General features: G+C 62.9%; 17 protein-coding genes and 1 pseudogene. 14 read left to right on the forward strand and 4 right to left on the reverse strand.

Annotated elements, in window-relative coordinates; genetic code table 11:
- Positions 1 to 3: 3 nt before the first annotated feature.
- Positions 4 to 1,074 carry an endonuclease/exonuclease/phosphatase family protein gene (locus HII33_RS01685; RefSeq protein WP_179394066.1) on the forward strand — a complete coding sequence of 357 codons (1,071 nt, stop codon included), beginning with the start codon at positions 4 to 6 and terminating at the stop codon, positions 1,072 to 1,074.
- A 46-nt stretch (positions 1,075 to 1,120) separates the two neighbouring features.
- On the opposite strand, the gene HII33_RS01690 is transcribed toward HII33_RS01685, so the two are convergent.
- The gene (locus HII33_RS01690; protein WP_179394067.1) at positions 1,121 to 2,227 is read right to left on the reverse strand and encodes an SLC13 family permease; all 1,107 of its coding nucleotides are present in this window, start codon (positions 2,225 to 2,227) and stop codon (positions 1,121 to 1,123) included.
- Between the two features lie 454 nt (positions 2,228 to 2,681).
- Between HII33_RS01690 and HII33_RS01695 the strand changes: the two genes are divergently transcribed.
- From HII33_RS01695 to HII33_RS01715, 5 genes and pseudogenes are all read left to right on the forward strand, one after another.
- Positions 2,682 to 3,881 carry a hypothetical protein gene (locus HII33_RS01695; RefSeq protein ID WP_179394068.1) on the forward strand — a complete coding sequence of 400 codons (1,200 nt, stop codon included), beginning with the start codon at positions 2,682 to 2,684 and terminating at the stop codon, positions 3,879 to 3,881.
- A gap of 42 nt (positions 3,882 to 3,923) precedes the next feature.
- Positions 3,924 to 4,796 carry a hypothetical protein gene (locus HII33_RS01700; RefSeq protein ID WP_179394069.1) on the forward strand — a complete coding sequence of 291 codons (873 nt, stop codon included), beginning with the start codon at positions 3,924 to 3,926 and terminating at the stop codon, positions 4,794 to 4,796.
- Between the two features lie 71 nt (positions 4,797 to 4,867).
- Positions 4,868 to 5,347 carry a 23S rRNA (pseudouridine(1915)-N(3))-methyltransferase RlmH gene (gene rlmH, locus HII33_RS01705; RefSeq protein ID WP_179394070.1) on the forward strand — a complete coding sequence of 160 codons (480 nt, stop codon included), beginning with the start codon at positions 4,868 to 4,870 and terminating at the stop codon, positions 5,345 to 5,347.
- Positions 5,348 to 5,377: 30 nt separating this feature from the next.
- Positions 5,378 to 5,857 carry a GNAT family N-acetyltransferase gene (locus HII33_RS01710; protein WP_179394071.1) on the forward strand — a complete coding sequence of 160 codons (480 nt, stop codon included), beginning with the start codon at positions 5,378 to 5,380 and terminating at the stop codon, positions 5,855 to 5,857.
- A 240-nt stretch (positions 5,858 to 6,097) separates the two neighbouring features.
- Positions 6,098 to 6,565 (forward strand): annotated as a pseudogene (locus tag HII33_RS01715) (GNAT family N-acetyltransferase); the annotation flags it as partial.
- Positions 6,566 to 6,722: 157 nt separating this feature from the next.
- On the opposite strand, the gene HII33_RS01720 reads toward HII33_RS01715, so the two are convergent.
- Positions 6,723 to 8,513, reverse strand: a complete 1,791-nt coding sequence (locus HII33_RS01720; protein ID WP_179394073.1) for a glycerophosphoryl diester phosphodiesterase membrane domain-containing protein — start codon at positions 8,511 to 8,513, stop codon at positions 6,723 to 6,725.
- Positions 8,514 to 8,683: 170 nt separating this feature from the next.
- On the opposite strand from HII33_RS01720, the gene HII33_RS01725 reads away from it, so the two are divergent.
- The 6 genes from HII33_RS01725 (at position 8,684) to HII33_RS13870 (ending at position 14,491) form a co-directional block, all read left to right on the forward strand.
- Positions 8,684 to 8,983, forward strand: coding sequence for a hypothetical protein (locus HII33_RS01725; protein WP_179394074.1), 300 nt, complete (start codon positions 8,684 to 8,686; stop codon positions 8,981 to 8,983).
- A gap of 147 nt (positions 8,984 to 9,130) precedes the next feature.
- Positions 9,131 to 9,670: a DUF805 domain-containing protein gene (locus HII33_RS01730; RefSeq protein ID WP_179394075.1), complete on the forward strand. Its 540-nt coding sequence runs from the start codon at positions 9,131 to 9,133 to the stop codon at positions 9,668 to 9,670.
- A gap of 227 nt (positions 9,671 to 9,897) precedes the next feature.
- Positions 9,898 to 10,800: a DMT family transporter gene (locus tag HII33_RS01735; protein ID WP_179394076.1), complete on the forward strand. Its 903-nt coding sequence runs from the start codon at positions 9,898 to 9,900 to the stop codon at positions 10,798 to 10,800.
- Between the two features lie 352 nt (positions 10,801 to 11,152).
- Positions 11,153 to 12,241, forward strand: a complete 1,089-nt coding sequence (locus HII33_RS01740; RefSeq protein ID WP_179394077.1) for a mandelate racemase/muconate lactonizing enzyme family protein — start codon at positions 11,153 to 11,155, stop codon at positions 12,239 to 12,241.
- Positions 12,228 to 14,255, forward strand: coding sequence for a CocE/NonD family hydrolase (locus tag HII33_RS01745; protein ID WP_179394078.1), 2,028 nt, complete (start codon positions 12,228 to 12,230; stop codon positions 14,253 to 14,255). Before HII33_RS01740 ends, HII33_RS01745 begins: the two co-directional genes overlap by 14 nt.
- Positions 14,256 to 14,356: 101 nt before the next feature.
- A complete protein-coding gene (locus HII33_RS13870; protein WP_281362191.1) occupies positions 14,357 to 14,491 on the forward strand; it encodes a hypothetical protein in 135 nt (44 codons plus the stop codon).
- A 59-nt stretch (positions 14,492 to 14,550) separates the two neighbouring features.
- On the opposite strand, the gene HII33_RS01750 is transcribed toward HII33_RS13870, so the two are convergent.
- Positions 14,551 to 15,375, reverse strand: a complete 825-nt coding sequence (locus HII33_RS01750; protein ID WP_179394079.1) for a putative ABC transporter permease — start codon at positions 15,373 to 15,375, stop codon at positions 14,551 to 14,553.
- 94 nt (positions 15,376 to 15,469) lie between these two features.
- Here HII33_RS01750 and HII33_RS01755 point away from each other — a divergent pair, with 94 nt between their 5' ends.
- Together HII33_RS01755 and HII33_RS01760 are read left to right on the forward strand one after the other, a co-directional pair.
- Entirely contained in the window at positions 15,470 to 16,105 is a 636-nt protein-coding gene (locus tag HII33_RS01755; protein WP_246287251.1) for a DNA alkylation repair protein, read from the forward strand.
- Between the two features lie 63 nt (positions 16,106 to 16,168).
- Positions 16,169 to 17,638, forward strand: a complete 1,470-nt coding sequence (locus tag HII33_RS01760; RefSeq protein WP_179394080.1) for an MFS transporter — start codon at positions 16,169 to 16,171, stop codon at positions 17,636 to 17,638.
- A gap of 69 nt (positions 17,639 to 17,707) precedes the next feature.
- Here HII33_RS01760 and pepT read toward each other — a convergent pair whose 3' ends face one another.
- Complete coding sequence (gene pepT, locus HII33_RS01765; RefSeq protein WP_218841887.1) at positions 17,708 to 18,940, reverse strand: peptidase T; 1,233 nt, start codon at positions 18,938 to 18,940, stop codon at positions 17,708 to 17,710.
- Positions 18,941 to 18,956: the final 16 nt, after the last annotated feature.

Genomic DNA, 18,956 nt, shown 5'->3' on the forward strand with positions numbered 1-18,956 from the left:
CATATGTTACGTGTGTTCAAATGGCTGGGCATCGGGCTCGGTGCGGTGGTACTGGTGGTCGCCGGCTACATCGGCTACTTGTACCTGAGCTACCACCGCTTGCCTGACGATCAGGCGCTCACGCCGCAGCATCGGGCTGCCGGTGCGCCGGTGCGCGTGGGGGAGACCTACACGGCGATGACGTATAACATCGGCTACGGGGCGTACCCACCGAGCTACAGCTTCTTCATGTCCGGCGGCAAGTACTCGCGCGCCTACAACAAGCAGGTCGTGCAGGCCAACCTTGCCGGCGTGATTGGAGTCACGGCGCAGCAGGCGCCGGATTTTGCCTTCTATCAGGAAGTCGACGTCGCTGGGGACCGGGCGTTCAACGTCGATGAGGTCGCGTTGCTCGACCGCGGCCTGCCGACGTACAGCCGGGTCTACGGGCAAAACTACGATTCGGCGTACCTCTTCTACCCGCTGACCCAGCCGATCGGGCGCGCCAAGTCAGGGCTGGTGACGTTGAGCCGCCCCGGGATCACCAGTGCCCGACGCTACTCGCTGGCTGTCGACACCGATTACAACAAGTTCATGGACCTTGACCGTGCCTTCACCGTCACCCGCACCGCCGTGACAGGGGGCCAGACGCTGGTGATGGTGAACATCCACATGTCTGCCTTCACGCCGAACCCCGCGATCCATCAGGCCCAGTTCGATAAGCTCTTCGCGTTCATCGCCGCGGAGTACGCCAAGGGCAACTACGTGATGGTGGCGGGGGACTACAACCACCGTGTCCTGCGCAACGCACCGGCCGTCTTCGGCACGCGGGGAGCGGATAAGACATGGACCCACCCGTTCCCGGTGGCCGATCTGCCGGCCGGGTTCTATGTCCCGACCCAGGGTCTGGCGGCGGCTAAAGTCCCCTCAGCGCGCGGGATGGATCGTGCGTACCAGCCGGGCAAGAGCTTCGTCACGTTGATCGATGGCTACATCCTGTCGCCGAACATCGCTGCGCAGACCGTGCACGTGGTCGACACTGGCTTCCAGTACTCGGATCACAACCCGGTCGTGCTGACGTTCAAGCTTCAATGACAACGCATAACGCCCCGGTCAGCCGACCGGGGCGTTGTTTGGTCATTCAGTAGACAAAATCGAGGATCAACCAGCCCATTACCCCGAGGATCAAGAGGCCCAGAAGGTTCAAGCCGAAGAAGCCGAGGAAGAACTTGCCCGAGTGGTGCCGGCCGAAGTTCGTGTACTCTTTGTAGACCAGCAGGTTGTTCATCGAGCCGATGATCGTGCCCAGCCCGCCGATGTTGGAGCCGAGGAACAGCGCGGCCGCCAGGTTCGTGAACTTGCCGATCAAGACGGTCGACGGCACGTTGCTGATCACCTGACTGGAGATGATCGACGTGAGGTAGACGGAGTGCTCGGTGCTCATCAGCCCGGAGATCAGGGTCACGACCCACGGGATCTGTTGTAGCACGCTGACGATCATGAAGAAGCCGCCGAACGTCAGCACAATGGCGTAATCGACGTCGCCCATGATCTTGGGGGAAAAGGCGAAGGCCAAAGCGATCGCCGCCACCGCGCCGACCCATGATGGGAGGACGTCGAAGACCCCCGCGAAGATGACGCCGGCCACGATACAGGTGATCACAGTTGGGCGTGCCTGGATGCGGATGTCACGCACTGGCACCGTCGGGATCGGCTGTTTTTGGACGAACATCGTGAACAGGATCAGGAGCAAGACGCTGGCGATCAGCAGTGGGATGGACCAGCTGAAGAAGCGCGCGCCGTTGATGTGGTAGTGGTTCATCAAGAAGATGTTGTGCGTGTTCCCGAACGGGGTGAACGCACTCCCGAAGTTCGCGGCCATGCCGATCAGCGTGACCGGCAAGATCTCCGGCAGGTGGTAGCGCTTGGCGACGCGCAGGTACAGCGGCACCAAGGTGATGACCGTCACGTCGTTCGTGAGGAACATCCCGGCGACGGTGGCCAGCGCGACGAACAGCCACGTCAGCTCGCGCGTGTTCTCGGCGTGGCTGGTCAGGCGGTAAGCGAAGTAGTCGAGGATATGCAGGTATTCGAAGATCTGGATGATCGTCATCATGGCCAAGATGGACCACAATGTCGAAAAATTGATATCAGCCAGTCTTGGCTTGGCGAAGAACAGGCTGATCACTGCAATCACCGCGGTGATCTGTAGCACCCGGTCTTTTGCAATGTTTTTGATTACGGTCATGTTTACACTCTCCAAAAATGACTCAACGGTACTATTTTGCGCTTTATTGCGCAAGCTGACAACGGTCCGCATGTAAAACTATCGTAAATGTAACACGGGGTCAACTAACTCGAAATACACGAAAAAACGCGGAAGAATCGCCATATAAATCCCGTTAAACCGGCATTCTTGTTTTTACGCCTCTGCAAAGCGGGTTTTGGTGCCACCTTGGATGTTGTGTAAAAAACGCGTAATAAGTGCCGATCTTGTCAATTCAGCGTAAACATTATTGCGGCGAGATGTCGGTGTCGTCACACGGTGGCCAGACTGTATTATTTTTGGAAGCGCTAACATTAATGGGTAATGTTGCGAAAATTGTTTGGGGTTTACAAAAGTTGACCCAAACCGGCGGGGCGGCGTTGCGTAAAATAGAGGGAGAAGCGTCGCGGCGACCGCGACGGACCGGAGGAGACAGATGAACGCAACCACACATGGCCGAAGCAGGTGGCGGCAAGGCATCGGGGCAGGCCTGATCGTGCTTGCCGTGACGTTGAGCGGGTTGGCGATCGCCACCATTGCCCCAACACCTGCGGCAAAGCTCCCGGCGTCAGGCACGATCACGACGATCACCCTGGTGCAAGACAGGGAGGGCCAGGCGACCGGCTACATTGCCGCGCTGCTGGATGGCCGCCAGTTCGCGGTGGACCGCGGCGCCTACACACAGTGGATGCGCCTGGGCGCCGGCACGATCGGTGCGGATAAGGTCGTGACGCATGCACTGCTTGCGCCGCGCGCAGCCTATTGGCGCGCCGCGCTGTGGGGGGTGATGGCCGTGTGGAGCTTGCTCAAGGGGCTCGGCCTGCTGCTACGGGGACGGTGGCGGCCGGCCGGGGCGTGGCGCCAAGGGACCGGTGCGCTAGCTGCCACGGTCGTGATCGTCGCCGCAATGGGCGGCCTGGGGCAGCCCGCCTTACAGGCGCAAGCTGATCGGCACGCTGCGGCGGCGCCGACGAACGGGTGGGTCACCGCTAAGGCGGTCCAGCGCCTGGCCGTGGACCGCGGCCAGGCCACACACTTCGTCGTCGGCCTGAGCTATGTCACTGGCCAAGGGACCGTGGCCGCTTGGCAGCAAGTTGGGCCGACCACATACGCGCATCTGGCGCGCGGGCAGCAAATCACTGTGACACCGCTCACTGGTGGCGCAGGGGCCTTCATCCTCAAGGCCCCTGCCGGCAGCGATCCGCAGCTCGACTGGCTGTTGGCGCCCGCCCACCTGCTGTGGCTCATCTTATTGCCGGTGTGGACCGTCTTCGCCGTGGTGGACCTCAAGGGTGGCTCCCGGCGCCGTCGCCCGCCGCACGCCCCGAAGCCGGCGCGCCGACCGGGCCTTCAGCGGCCGCGGCAGTGGGCGAATGCGGCGCACCATCCCGCCCACCAGCTCGGCCGATTACCGCTACCGGTGGGCTGGCTGACGCTGACCGGTGCGCTGATCGTCATTACCGGCGGGTACGCCGTCTACCAGCCGCAGCTGCTTGCGCCGCAGTCGACTCACGCCGCGGTCGCTAGACCGCGTCCCGGCCAGCAGACTGTGAGTGCGGGCGAGGCGCGGGCCCACATTCTGGCGACCATGCCGGCGATGGCCCCTGCGGAACGCGGCCAGCAGTGGGCGGTGTAAGCGCAACTGACCGATGGGTACGCCCAGCTCGTCGCCGATCTGATGAACGGCCACAAGCGGACGACTGCGCAGCGCAAGGCGAACCGCACGCGCGTCGCGACGCTGGCTAAGCAGATCCAGGCGCCGACCAGCCACGAGGGCCAAGCGCTGCGCACCTATGCGCATGACGTGGTCGAAGCCTTGACCTTCTTCGACAGCGCCAACGCGGATCAGGATGCCTTCGACGACTACCTGCCAGATCACCTCGTCTACCTGTCGGCTGAGAGCATCGTCCTCAGCCACCAGTTCTACGATGATCGCGTGCCCAGCGGGCTGACTGCGATGGGCAAGGTGTACCAGAACGGCTGGGCGCAGGCCAAGCCGGCGGTCAGTGCCGCTGCGGCGTTCAGGGAAAACCAGACTCGCTGGTGCTACGCAACACAGCTGCAGTCCCGCAAGCAGATCCAAGCCAGCGCCCGACCGCTGTTGACCCTGTTTCAGCTCGAAGACGCCAGTCGCGCCGCCTACGACATCAAGGACGTGCACGTCGGCCAGCGCAAGCTGACGACGCCGGGGCTGACCCTGACCTTCGACCGCGCCCGTCGCGTCGGCAAGGACCGCCTGCTCGTCGTCTACACCGTCACGAACCGCACGAAGCGCGCCTACCTGGCGTTGCACCTGCTCAACAACTTCGGCGTCGGCTTCACCCAGCGGACGGATCAGCGAGTCGACCAGAAGCTGACCACACTGCCCTCGACGGCGGGTCTGACCGCCGCCGAGCGCAAGCTGGTCCAACGCGAGTCGCGCTACCTGCTGCCGGGCCAGACCAGCCAAGCGGCCGTGGTGGTCACCGGCACCGTGGCGACGGCCCCGGTCAATTACATCGTCGGTGGGGGCCGCAACCGGGTGCTGGCGACCTGGACACTGAGCGACTGAAGCCAAGCGTGGGGGCGCACCGCCCCCTTTTTTTGCTATACTGGGAGCAGCAAAAACTGGAGGAGCAGCGTATGAACATCAAGATCATCGGCGTCGGCAAGTTGAAGGAGAAGTACTTCAAGGATGGCATCGCCGAATACAAGAAGCGCCTCAATAAGTTCGCCAAGGTCGATATCGTCGAGGTGCCAGACGAGAAGGCCCCGGAGTCCCTGTCCGAAGCCGAGATGGCCCACGTCAAGGCCGTCGAAGGTGAACGCATCCTCGGCAAGATCAAGGACAAGGAGTGGGTGATCGCACTGGCCATCGAGGGCAAGCAGCGCAGCTCCGAGGCCTTCGCCCAGGAGCTCCAGGACCTGACCACCTACGGCCATTCCGACATCACCTTCGTCATCGGCGGCTCCCTGGGCCTCGCCCCGGCGGTCATGAAGCGCGCCGACAACACGCTGAGCTTCGGCAAGCTGACCATGCCGCACCAGCTGATGCGGTTGGTGCTGATCGAGCAGGTGTACCGGGCGTTCATGATCGGGATCGGGAGTCCGTATCATAAGTGAGGCGGTTTTCTGTCATCCGGAGGTATGTTAATGGCGATTCAGATTAGACGGTTTGAAACAGATGATGCCGAAGAAGTAGCGGCACTTGTCGCACGAACGCTTCGAGAATCGAATGGCAAAGATTACTCTGCGAAATATATCGAAGAGGAGATCCATCGAATGCCGGCAGCCTTCTTTGTTGAGAAGGCCAAACAGACTCATTTTTATGTCTTCTGTCATCAGGATCAAATCATCGGCACAGGGGCCATCGGATCTTACTGGGGAAGCGAGACTGAGTTCAGCCTGTTTGACATCTTTGTCCTTCCGGAATATCAAGGACGCGGTGTTGGTCGCCTGGTTATTGAAACACTTGAGGCAGACGAGTATTTCAAGCGGGCCCAACGGGTTGAAATCCCAGCATCGATTACGGGCGTCGACTTCTATCGTCACATGGGATATGACTTTAAGCGTGGTCATGCAGTCCTTGACGAGGAGCGGTTATACCGGCTAGAAAAGCACAAAGTACAGTGAGCAACGAAAGATGAATATTTGAGACTGAATATGCGGGATGCCGGCGGGTATCGTTTTCAGGTAACTGGATGTTTGACTGTTATCGCCAACCCCGGTTGATATTGGTTAAGTACGATGTTGATTATTCACGCGTTAAAGTGCAGGTAGACGAAATTGAACAGTTATATGCAAAAATCATACGCGCGACCATTAGCTATGCGCAGCGTATGGGCATCAGCGTAGAAGGATCTAGGAGGCATTATGATGACGATCGATGTGACGATAGCGTGGTCAGACGATCCGCAGGCGAATGTCCAAACGGTACAGACCATTTTGGCCGACTTACCTGAGTGGTTTGGCTTGCCGGAATCGACGCAGTCGTATATTGATGAGGCGGCGCATCTGCCGCTATGGGTCGCGAAGACGCAGGGGAAGATCATTGGCTTTATCGATCTCAATGAAACCAGTTCTGCCACGGCTGAGATCAGCTGCATGGGGGTCCTCAAACAGTATCAGCACTTGGGTGTGGGCACCTTGCTGGTTGGGGCCCTCACTCAGTTTGCCCAGCAGCAGTACCAGTACCTTCAAGTGAAAACGGTCGATGAGGGCCACTACAAGCAGTACGACGAGACGATCCGGTTTTATGAAGCGATGGGATTCGGTCGACTTGAAGTCTTTCCGACGCTCTGGGACGCATGGAACCCGTGTTTGATCTTGGTTCAGCACCTCGGTCACTGCGCGGATCGTGATCAGAGGGAGACCGATATTGCCAGGACCGGCGCCCATCAACCCCGTCACCGACAGGGCAACCAGCGGCCCGATCGGCGCACCAAAACCACCGCGAACGATTTCACGCGTTCGCGGTGGCTTTTTGCTGTGTGCTCGATCAGTTGCTGACGACCGGTTCGCCTAAGCCACTCAAGGTCTGGGCGAAGATGCGCAGGCGCTGGGCGTAGCTGGGGTGATCAGACTGCGCCGCGAGCACCTGCTTCAGGGTGCTGAGGTCGTCGGTGATGATCCCGTCAACGTCGGCGAAGACCATCGCGGCCATCGCGTCGCGGTCGTTGACGGTCCACGCCCACACGCCTTGATGGCGCGCGTGAACCGCGTCAACGAGGCTGGTATCGAGTGTGGAGTACTCGACGGTGTAGGCGCTCAGGTCAGTCTGCGGGGCGACCAGGCTGTACGGCATGATGAAGCTGACGTACAGCGCGGGGACTCGGCGGTGGAGCTGGACCATCAGTGGATAGTTCAACGAGTGCACGCGGTCACCGTGCGCGATCAGGCGTTGGGCGTAGCGCTGGATAAAATGGGCCAGCATCTGGGGACTGTCGGCGCTTGTCGTTTTGAGCTCAACGATCAGCTTCTGATCCAGGGCCTCGGCGGTCGCGAGATAGTCATCGAAGCTCGCGAGCTTTGCGTGGTGCCCGTTCTCACGCACTGTGATCTGGGTCAGTTGCGCCAGGGTCAGTGAGTGCGGGGTGCGGTCGATCCCGGCCAAGGCGCGCAGGTCCTCGTCGTGGAGCACGATGAACTGGCCGTCTTTGGTCTCGTGCAGATCCATCTCGACGTAATCGGGCCGTTCAGCCGCGGTTTTGCGCAGCGCCGGCAGGGTGTTCTGCACGCCGTTACCGGCGTCGACCCCGCGGTGCGAGATCGTCAGAGGCTGTTCTGTCAAGGCGCCCCGCATATAGACCGCGCCGAACGCGGCCATGATCGCCACGATGAGGCCGCCGACGCCTAAGACCAGAGCCCGGCGGAGCCAGTGATGCCGGGGACGCAGCGTGCTGGGGACGCGATCGGCCGTCGGCGACTCGGGGGCGACGAGGAACAAGAGGAACAAGACGCTGCCCATGCCGGCGAGCAACTCTTGCCCCGCCAAGAGCAAGGTCAGTGTGGTGACCGCTGCTGGGAAGGCCACGCGGGTCTGATCCAAGGTAGTCTGCAGCGCGATCAGGCCGCTAGTCCACGCGTAGCTGAGCACCGCCATCAGCACGGTCAGCAGTGTCACGCGCCAGAGGTACTGCCAGACATGGTGGCGCGTCGCTTGCCAGGAGTGCCGGGCCGCGACCATGAGGGGCTGATCGTGCAGGATCGTGTTCGGCAGCACGTGGATCCACCGGATGCCCAGCACCGTCACGACGAGGTAAAAAGCGAGCAAGAGGACGGCCAGCCAAGGTTTCGTCGCGATCCAATCGACGACAAATGTCGGGATCATCACCTTGCTCAGTAAGTCCGAGTGGATCACGATCCCGGCAAACGGCACGATCAAAAGCAGGTACAGGGCGAAGAAGCCGAAGCTCGCCAGCGAAAGGTGTCGCAGATCGCGAATGCCTTCCATGACGATCGTGCGAAGTCTGAGGCCGGTGCGGCGGCGGATATTGTCGATCCCGCCCAGCAACAGCGCGAACTGAAGGTAGACGAGTAACAAAATAAGCACTAGTAGCCCGAGCAAGCCGAGACTGGCGAACGGGTGCTGGGTGAGGACCGCCAGCACGTTATCCACGCCGAGGTAGGGGATGTGTGCGCGTTGCAGGAGCGCTGCTGTGATCCAGCGCAGCAGCGGCAGGATGACGCCCGAGGTCAGGAGCGAGACCGCGCCGACCAGGAGCAGGTAGCTCCCCCAGCGCGCGCCAAACTCGCGTAGCAGGTGATAGACATAACGAAACGATCGCATAAATTCGCCTCCGTGAATTTAGTCCAGCTTACCACAGGTCGCCGGCGGAACCTAAGCAGAGCACTCGGGCCAACCGAACGCCCCAAAAACGGAAAAACTGACCCGCACTCGGGCGTTGAGAACGGTATAATGGCGACACAATCACGTACCGACCAAAGGAGGGCCCCAACATGCAACTTGACCCAACGCACCGCTACGCCCAACAGGCGACGCCACGCACCCAACGACTGTTTATTGGCACCAGCGTGATGACGCTGGTCTTCATTGCCCTGACCATCTGGCACAGCTGGTGGTGGGGCCTTGGCGTGGTGGCGATCGTGAGCTTCTGGGCGCTGTATTCGACGCAGATGAAAACCGTCCCGGTCGCCGACCTGACCGATCAGCAACTGCTGACGGTGCCGATGGTCGAGTGGCGGGCGTTCAAGCAGGCGTACCCGACGCAAGTCGCGAAGGCCGGCACGCGCGTCTAACCGATCGACGCTGCCGTCAGGTTGCGGCGCGCACGACGACGAGCCGCCTTGGCATGCGCGGGCGGGCAGGCGGGCGGCTGAGTCGCTGACTTGCCTTAGCGGGCGAGATGCGGTATTATCACGCCAACACTAGAAGGAGGCGTGGGGATGAAGACAGCGGATCAAACAGCGCGGCAGGCTGGTAATCGCTACTATGGGGCAGGCGGTTTCAGCGCGGTCACGGCATTTTTCGGGAATTATGTGAATTTCAAGGGGCGCAGTACTCGCCGGGAGTATTGGTGGTTCACCCTATTTGCGGTGATCACCGGCTTCATCATTGGGGCGGTCTGGTTCGTGCAGATGTTCAGCCGGGTCGCGATGCTGACACAGCGGTATTCGGCGGCTGAGATCCAGGGGATGTCGCCGTGGGACCTCGTGTTCGGCGGCTCGGTGCCGCTGATGATCGTTGCCGGCGTCCTCTGGCTGGCCCTGCTAGCGCCGTCAACAGCGCTGGGGGTCCGGCGGTTCCGAGACGCCGGCGTGCACTGGGGCTGGTACATCGCGCTGTTAGTACTGGCGTGGACGGTGAACCTCCTGCCGGCGACTTGGATCGGGCTGAGAAGCATGATCAGCCTGAGCGACTCGATCGTGATCATCGTGATCGCAGCGCTCCCGAGCAAGCCGCTCCCGCCGCTTGACGAAGACTGACAAGCGTTAGAGGCTGCGCCACCAAGCGGTTGTTAGCCCAGCGGATACGTGCGCCCCTCTGTCAGACCCGAACTTAGGGGCGACAGAGGGGCGCACTGTTTTGGCGCGGCCTGTTCTGGACTCGTCAGGCGTCTCCCTCGGGCGTTGATTTTGGTACGGTCCCTTTTTGCCCGGATCAGGTGAGTTTGTGGTACATTAGTCATCAGATCGTTCGGGGAGGGCAACACATGCAACTATCCAAGACCAAGGCCAATACGCTGCTGATGCTGGCGGCGGTGATCTGGGGCGCCGGGTATATCTGGTCGAAACAGGCGACGAACGCCGGGCTGCCGGCGGGGGCGATCAACGCGCTGCGTGGACTGATCTACGCGGGGCTCGCCTACGCGTTCTTTCACCGTACGATCAACCGGATGACGCGACAGGACCTGCGCGTCGGACTGATCGCGGGTGGGATCAACTTTCTCGGCTATCAGTTGCAGACACTGGGGCTGAGCTACACGACCCCGGCGAACAACGCCTTTTTGACCGCGACATACGTGGTCTTGGTGCCGTTCATCGTGTGGTTGGTGTTCCACCAACGCCCAGAGCGCAAGAGCTTCTTGGCGATCCTGATTTGTATGGTCGGGATGGGCTTTTTGACCAACGTCTTCACTCAGGGGTTCGCCTTGCACATCGGGGACGCGCTGACCATCGTCTCGGCGGTGTTCTACGCCGGCCAGATCGTCTACTTCGGGATGGCAGACGGCACGCCGCCGTGGACGCTCGCCTTCATGCTGGGCGTGACGCAGGGCGTGTTCGGCGCGCTGTGGTCACTGCTGTTCGAGCGCGGCGCGTACGCGGCGATCGACTGGTCCGCCGGGCTGCCACCGGTGATCATCCTCGGGGTGGTCTCATCGTTTGGCGCCCAGACGCTGCAGCTGGTCGGCCAGCGGTTCACCGACCCCACGCCGGCGGGGCTGATCCTGATGACCGAGTCGATGTTCGGGACGCTGTTCTCCGTCGTGCTCGGCTTCGAGCCGTTCACGGCGAGCCTGCTGATCGGCGGCTCACTGATCGTTTTGGCCCTGCTGACGATGCAGGTGGGGCTGCGCCGCCTGTGGCCGTTTCGACAGCGCGTCCGTGACCACTGACTTGACGCTTACAAGGGGCTGTGCCATAACGCGGTTTTAGCCCAGAGTATAAGAGCGATCCCCTGAAAAACCCGAACTTAGGTTTTGCAGGGGATCGCTCTTATACGGCTAGGGCGTTGCGTTATGGCACGTAACGTTCTGGAATAGTCGTGCCACCAGAGGTTATGGCACAGCCCCTTGTCGTCTCGTGATGGGCGCTGTCCGCGTGATAGGGGCGTGGTTGGGGGGCAAAAAGGGCGTCGATCAGCCGGAGTTTGTGACGTTCTCATGAACGTCTCATCAAATTGCTTGACATTATGCCACAGTCTTGTAAGCTGAGTTAAATTTGACTTTCAGGATCGGAGGGATCGCTTTGCAGATCACCACAGTTACGGCTCACCAGATGACCCTTCAGTTGCGCCAGCCCGCCACGGTCACCTTTGCCACGTTTTCCACCATCCCTAGCCTGCTCGTACGGGTCGAGACGGACACCGGATTGGTCGGTTACGGGGAGGCCAATCCCGTCGAGCAAGTCACCGGCGAGACTTGCGCCACTGAGCGCGCCGCCTTGGCGGTGTTGGCCCCGGTACTAGTCGGGCAGGACCCGCTGGCGATCGAACGGGCGCACCGCTTGATGGACGCTGCCTTGATCGGACACACGGCGTTGAAGGCCGGGATCGATCTGGCGCTATACGATCTGTTGGGCAAACAGGCCCAGCTCCCGCTCTACCGGCTGCTGGGCGGCAACACCGACCGGGTGACGACAGACATCACGGTGATGCTCAACGCCGTCGACGTGATGGTGGCCGAGGCCGAGCAGCGTGTTGCCGAAGGGTTCACGCAGTTGAAGATCAAGACAGGCGTGGATGAGGCACACGACGTCGCGGTCGTCACCGGGATCCTGGCCGCCGTGCCCTCAACGGTGTCGCTCAAGCTGGACGCGAATCAGGGGTGGACCCCGAAGCAGACGATCCGCTTCATGAACCGCTTCGATGCGCCGAACCTGACGATCATCGAGCAGCCGTTGCCGGCCGCTGACCACGTCGGGAACCAGCTGATCCGGCCGCAGATCAGCCAGACGCTGATGCTGGATGAGCAGGTCCACAGCCCCGCGGACGCCGCAGCGGCGGTGGCCGCGGGCGAATGCGATGCGATCAACATCAAGCTGATGAAGTCGGCCGGGTTGTACGGGGCTGAGGGGATCAACCGGGTCGCAGAAGCAGCGGGGCGCCCCTGCATGATCGGCTGCATGGCCGAGAGCCGCATCGGGATCACGGCGGCGGTGCATTTTGCCGCGGCCCACGCCAACGTGCGCCACTGCGACCTAGACGCCGTCTTATTGTTGGAAGAGACACCGTGGCTGAGCGGTGGCTTCACTCAGGTGGGCGAGCAGATGATCCTCAGTGACGCCCCCGGGTTGGGGCTGACGGTGGATGAGGAGGCGTTCCATGACGACCTTTGAGTTCTACCAAAGCGGGATCCGCGAGGCGACGTTCACCGTTGAGGCGGCGCACACAGCCGTCAACGGGCGGCCGCTGACCGATGCCGACTGGCGCTTCTGGGCAAGCTGGGCTCACTTTGATTTGGCACGCTGGTTCGCCGACTGGGCGGACCAGCCGCTGCCCCCGGCCGTTGACGGCGTGATCACCGCCCATGGCCAACGGTACGTTGCGACCGACGACCCGCACTGTTGGCAGCAGCGGGCCGCACGGCCGGCGGTGAACCTGATCGTGGCCGCCGGGCGCGTGGTCGGATGCGAGACGACGAGCAATTCGCTGACTAGCGTCGTGATCCAGCCGGCCCATGTGGCGCTGTCGAGCTTGCGCCACTGGCAGCAAGCCGGGTTGTTACTGCAGACGCCGGCTCCGTTGCCGGCCCCGCAAGAAGCGCGCGTGCCGATGACTGACGGGGTCGAGCTGGCGACGACCGTTCAGCTACCGGCGACGCCGGGCCCGGTGGGCACGGTGTTCATGCGCACGCCGTACGGGCGCCAACTGTACGCGCAGGGATTGACGCATTTTGCCCAGCGCGGCTTTGCGGTGGTGATCCAAGACGTGCGCGGGCGCAACGACTCCGACGGGGTGTGGCAGCCGATGGTGCACGAAGAGGCCGATGGCGCAGATGCGCTGGCGTGGATCGCCGCCCAGCCTTGGAGCAGCGGCAAGGTCGGGATGTTCGGGGGGTCGTACTCCGGTGGGGTGCAATGGGCCGCGGCGGCTAGTCGCAGCCCGCACCTGACGGCGATGATCAGCCAGGTCACCTCAGGCGGGCCGTTCGATGACATGTTTTACCGCAACGGAGCCCCGCTGTCGGCGGTGGCCTCGTGGCTGTTCGCGACGGACGAGCGGTATTTTGACCCGGCCAAGATGCAGCGCACCGATTGGGATGAGCTGCTAAAAGTCCGGCCGTTGCGCGATATCCCGGTCGCGGGGCTTGGCCACGAGATCCCGGGGTACTCGCAGATCACGGCGCATCAGGATTATGACGCCTGGCATCAGGCGATGGACTGGCCGACCCGTGTTACCGGGATGACAGTGCCGGTGTTGATCCAAAGCGGCTGGTACGATGACGACGGCATCGGCACCACCGATGCACTGCAAGCCACCGCGGGCTACCCGGCGGGGCGCCAACGCGTGATCCTCGGCCCCTGGCTGCATGGCGGCAATGCCCAGTACGATCTCGGCCCGATCCACCTCGGCCCGCACGCCCTGCGCTTCGACCTCGACTTGATCCATCAGCAGTGGTTCGACCACTGGCTCAACGGGTTCGATAACGGCGTCGAGCAGGGGCCGACCGTCGAGTACTACGTGGTCCACGCCGACCGCTGGATGACGGCCGCCACCTTCCCGCCGTCGGGGACCCCGCGGACCTGGCACCTCGATGCGACGACTGCGGCCCTGACGCCGAGCCAGCCACAACAGGCCGCCAGCTTGCAGTTCGACTATGATCCGAGCGACCCGACCCCGCAGCTGCTGGACGTCAGCGCCAACGAGTTCGAGTACCCCAACGATTACGCGGCGGTCGAAGCACGGCCAGATGTGGTCAGCTTCACCTCGACGCCGTTGGCGGCGCCGCTAGTGATCGCCGGTTGGTTCGACGTCGAGTTCGACGCGGCCTCCAGCGCGGTCAACACCGATTGGGTGGTGCGCCTGACCGACGTGACCCCGAGCGGTGAGAGCCTGAGCATCGCCGATCAGGTGATGAACGCGCGCTTCCGCGCCGGGTTGGCGCACCCGAGCCTGCTGACGCCGGGGCAGGTCGAGCACTACCACCTGCAGACGCAAAAAACGGCGTACCAACTGGCCGCCGGACACCGGCTGCGGCTGGACATTGCCAGTGCGGCCGATCACCTGATCTTTCCGAACAGCAATACCGCCGCGGGGGTCGAAGGCCTGACGTCGGTGGTCGCGCACCAGACCATCGTGACCGGCCCGGCCGCTCACAGCGCGGTGCACTTCACTGAGATCAGCCTGTGAGGCGCTCGGTGCTGCTATTTCCCGCGCTGACGAGTGCACCGGCGATCACGGCGGTGCGGGCGCAGCATGATCCGCTGGCGGCACCCCACTGACGCTCGACTTTGCCGGCCCCGGTGCTGGCGGCCAGCCTCGATTGGTCGGCGCTGGCTGGCCGGGCCCGGATCGACCGGGTCGCGATCGCCCACATCCTGCCCAATAACGATTCGGCGGTCTTCGCCGAGTTGCCGCTGGGCTGACGCAACACCCCAAAAACGGGATCAGCGCTGTGGCTGGTCCCGTTTTTGGGTCCGATCGGTCATTGGTCGGCGTCGTGCTTGCGCCGCTTCCGCAGCAGATCGGCCAGTGCGGCGATCTCGGCGGCGCTGGTGCGCGTGTCATTCAGGTGCAGGTGGGGAAAGCTGCGGAGCAACCGGCGCTGGACGTAGCTCAGGCGCGGCAGCTTCTCTCGGCGCGCCGCGCTCGTGCGGTACTGGTCGAGCCACGGGTACTCCTGCTCGAGCTTGGCCCCGGTTGCCGCTGCCTTGGCCCGCAGCTCCTGCTTGGTCGCCTCGATCGTGTCGCCGATCCGCTTGGTCGCGGCACCGAATGCCAGCAAGTTGGCCAGGGTGAAGCCGAAGTCGAACATCAAGCCGGCGATCAAGGCGAAGGCGGCAAACATCCCGTAGGTCGTGTCAATGTGGCCGACGACCTGGGCGACCAGGGGGTGCAACCACTTGATCAACGCGACGACGCCCAGCCCCCAGAAGGCGGAGATCGGCAGGGCGACGCGCCCGTTGAGGTTCAGTGGCACGTTGCTGTAATCCCACCAGCGCGCGTGAAACAGCCGCTCCATCAGCCAGGACGTCACGTATTCGATCACGGTGATCACCAGCGCCGAGCCGAGGTACAGCGCAAGCAGGTTATCCCGCCACGGCGCCAACAGGGTGAGGACTGCGGTCATCGAGAAGCCGTAGACGGGGATCACCGGGCCGGTGAGGAAGCCGGAGTTGACCCACCGGCGTTTTTGGACGCTGACATAGGCACTTTCCCAGAGCCAGCCGACGAACCCGTAGGCAAAAAAGTACAGCACCCAGGTCGTGAACCCTTGTTCAAGTTGAAGCAGTTGCGCGGCGTGTGACATGGTGATCCCTCCTTGCCGCCAGTGTAGCACGCCCGCACACACGCCGCCAAGCCCGTCTGGTATGATGAGACATAACGATCAGGAGGTAGACGAGATGCAATTCGAATTACATGGTGAGCCCGGCAAGGTGATCCCGATGGCCCAGTATATGAAGGGTCAGTTCCCGTTCGTCGGCGTACAGACGGTGGCCCGCCGTCAGCAGAGCAAGCCGTTGCTGCTGGCGGCCCGCACGGCACCGGTGTCTGAGGTGCTGGACTGGGTGCGCGCCTTGTCTGCCCGCACCGAGCGGGAGTACCAGTACGTCGCGTACGACCTGGCGAGCAGCGTCGTTCGGCGGCTGAGCTGGCCGGAGCTACGATCATTGGTCCCACTGATCACGGTACGGCCGTGGTGGGATACCGTCGACGGCTGGCGGGCGGTGTACGGCGAGTACATCCGGGCACACCCATTGCGTAAGCGCGACGTGTTCGCCCAGTTTGCCGGTCAGCCGGACTTTTGGCTGCGCCGCGTGGCGATCACCCTGCAGCTGATGGAGAAGGGGAACACAGACCGGCACCTGCTGACGACGGCGATCGTCGCCGACGCCGAGACGGATGAATTCTTCATCCAAAAAGCGATCGGGTGGGCGCTGCGCCAATACAGCAAGACGGACCCCGCCTGGGTGCGCGCCTTCCTAGCGACGCACGCCCTCAGCCGGCTGGCGGTCCGCGAGGCCAGCAAGTTCTTATGACCTTGCGCCGCGTGACGATTAGGTGTTGAATGGAAGACGCACACTTGAAAGAAGGGCTTCCTGTTGTCTAAGCGTCAGATCACGATCGTCACCCTTGCCTTACTGCTATCCAACGCAATGAGCGGCCTCGATGCCACCATCGTCAACACCGCCTTGCCGGCGATCATCGCCGATCTGCACGGCCTGCGGTGGATGGCGTGGATCGTCGCGGTGTTCCTGCTGGGGACCGCGGTGTCGACGCTGCTGTGGAGCAAACTCGGCGAGCGCATCGGCAACAAGGCCAGCTACCAGCTCGCCGCGGTGTTCTTCGTGGTCGGATCGCTTCTGCAGGGGCTCGCACCGAACATGTTGACGCTGATCCTCGCCCGCGGTCTGGCCGGCCTCGGCAACGGCGGCATGGTGTCACTCCCGTACATTATCTATGCTGACCTCTACGCGCGGCCGCGTCAGCGCATGCAGGTGCTCGGCTTCGTCAGCGCCAGCTACAGCGCGGCGACGATCATCGGCCCACTCGTCGGTGGAGCGATCGTCGATACGCTGTCGTGGCACTGGGTATTCTACTTGAATGTCCCGATCGGGCTGCTGTCGGCGGTGCTGGTCCAGGTTTTTTACCGCCAGCCACGGCGGCCACGGCCGAGTGGCCCGACGGACACGCTGGGCGCTGGCTTGATGGTGCTCGGGTTGATCAGCCTGCTGGGTGGGATCGAGCTGATCGGGACCGCCAGTGCGCTGGCGGTGGCCGGTTGTCTGGTCGTCGCGCTAGGGGCCTTCGGCGGCTTGGTGCACGTCGAGCGGCGGGCCAGCGACCCGATCATCCCCGGCCGGCTGTTTCACGACCGGGCGCTGGTCGTGGATTTTGCCTTGTTCACCCTGATCTGGGGCGCCTTCGTCGGCTTCTTGACCTACAGTCCAATGTGGGCGCAGGGGTTGATCGGCACTACGGCGCTGATCGGCGGGGCGACGCAGATCCCGAGCTCGATCACGGATTTTTTCGGTTCTGAAGCGGTGCCTGAGCTGCGCCGGCGCTTCTCGCCCCACCAGGTGGTCGGGCTGGGGATCATCACCTTGATCATTGCCTTCGTGCTGATGGTCGGCGCAGGGGTGCACGCGCCGTACTGGCTGCTGTTGGTCGCCGGGGCCTTCGAGGGCTTCGGCAACGGGGCTTGCTTCAATGAGTTGCAGGTCAAAGTGCAACAAGACGCTGCGCCGGCGGATGTGCCGGTGGCGACGAGCTTCTCGTTTCTTATTCGGATGCTCAGCCAGACGTTCACCACGGCGATCTTCGGTCTGCTGATGAACCGCGCGCTGGCGCGGGGCATCGCGCACGCTAAGGACCACATCACGATGGCGATGATGAACAAGCTGTCCGATGCGGCCAGCCGCAGCGCCTTACCGCAGCACCTGCTGCCGCAGATGCGGGCGATCCTGCACGGTGGCTTGCACCAGATCATGGGCCTGTCGCTCGCGCTGATGCTGGTCGCCGGGGCGATCAACTGGTGGGCGCAGCGGCAGGCGCGCCTGGGCCAGGCTTGACCGCCCAAAAAAGCTCGTGGACGCAGCGTTAGCCGTGTTCACGAGCTTTTTTGGGGTCAAAGCGCGGCGTCAGTTCACCGCGAGTTGTGCAAGGTGTACGAGGGTCTCTGCCAACTTGCCCATCGCCTCGGTCGAGACGCACTCATAGGGGCCGTGGAAGTTGATCCCGCCGTTGAACAGGTTCGGCGTCGGGATGCCAAGGTAGGTGATCTTCGAGCCGTCCGTGCCACCGCGAAAGGGCAGGTAGTGCGGCGTCAGCCCGGCGGCTTCGATCGCGCGCTCCGCCAGGGTGAGGGGCGTGCGGTCTCGGTCGATGATGTCAGCCATGTTGTAGTATTGGTCCTTCATCGTCACCGCGTAGCGTGGGGTATCGCCTGCAGCGTTGAGGGTATCGATGACTTTCGCGAACGCGGCCTTGCGCGCGTCGAACTCGGCGCGATCGAACGCGCGGATGATATACGTCAGGGTCGCGGTCTGGATCGTCCCGCTGAAGTCATGCAGCAGGTAGAACCCTTCCCGCCCCGCGGTGTACTCGGGTCGCTCGAAGCGCGGCAGGGCAGCGTCGAGCTGCTCGGCCAACGTGATCGCATTGACCATCAGATCCTTGGCTTCACCGGGGTGGACCGAGGTCCTGGTGACGGTCACGACCGCCTGCGCCGCGTTGAAGGTCTCGTACTCGATCTGGCCGAGGTCACCGTTATCCAGGGTGTAGGCCCAGTCGGTGGCGAATCCCTTGGCGTCGAACCGGTCGGCGCCGGCCCCGATCTCTTCGTCGGGCCCGAACGCGAGCTTGATCTCGCCGTGGGCGACTGCCGGATGCGCCTGTAAGTAGCGGACGGCAGCGATGGCGGCGGCGATGCCCGCCTTATCGTCAACACCCAGCAGCGTGGTCCCGTCGCCGGTGATCAGGGTCTGGCCGAAGTACTGGCGCAAGGCGGGGAACGCCGTGGTGTCGAGGCGTAGGCCGTTGGCGAACACGATCGGCTCGCCGGTGTAATTGGGGTGCAGCTGTGGCCGCACCTGGTCGGCCGGGTAATCGGCGGTGTCCAAGTGGGCGATCCAGCCAATGCTGGGCGCTGGCGCGTCGGTCGTGGCTGGCAGCGTGGCGGTGACATAGCCGTTGGCGGGATCGAGGCGGACATCCACCAGGGCCATCGCGGTCAGCTGGGCGACCAGCGCCGAGGCGAGCTCGGTCTGGCCGGGCGTCGACGGCACGCGGTCGGCATGGCGCTCATCCGAGCGTGTGTTGATCTGAACATAGCGGAGAAAGTCTGCCTGCAGGGTCGAGAGGTCTAATTCCATTCTAATCACTTCTTCA

Source organism: Lacticaseibacillus absianus, from assembly GCF_013407595.1.
In the GTDB taxonomy this organism is placed as follows: domain Bacteria; phylum Bacillota; class Bacilli; order Lactobacillales; family Lactobacillaceae; genus Lacticaseibacillus; species Lacticaseibacillus absianus.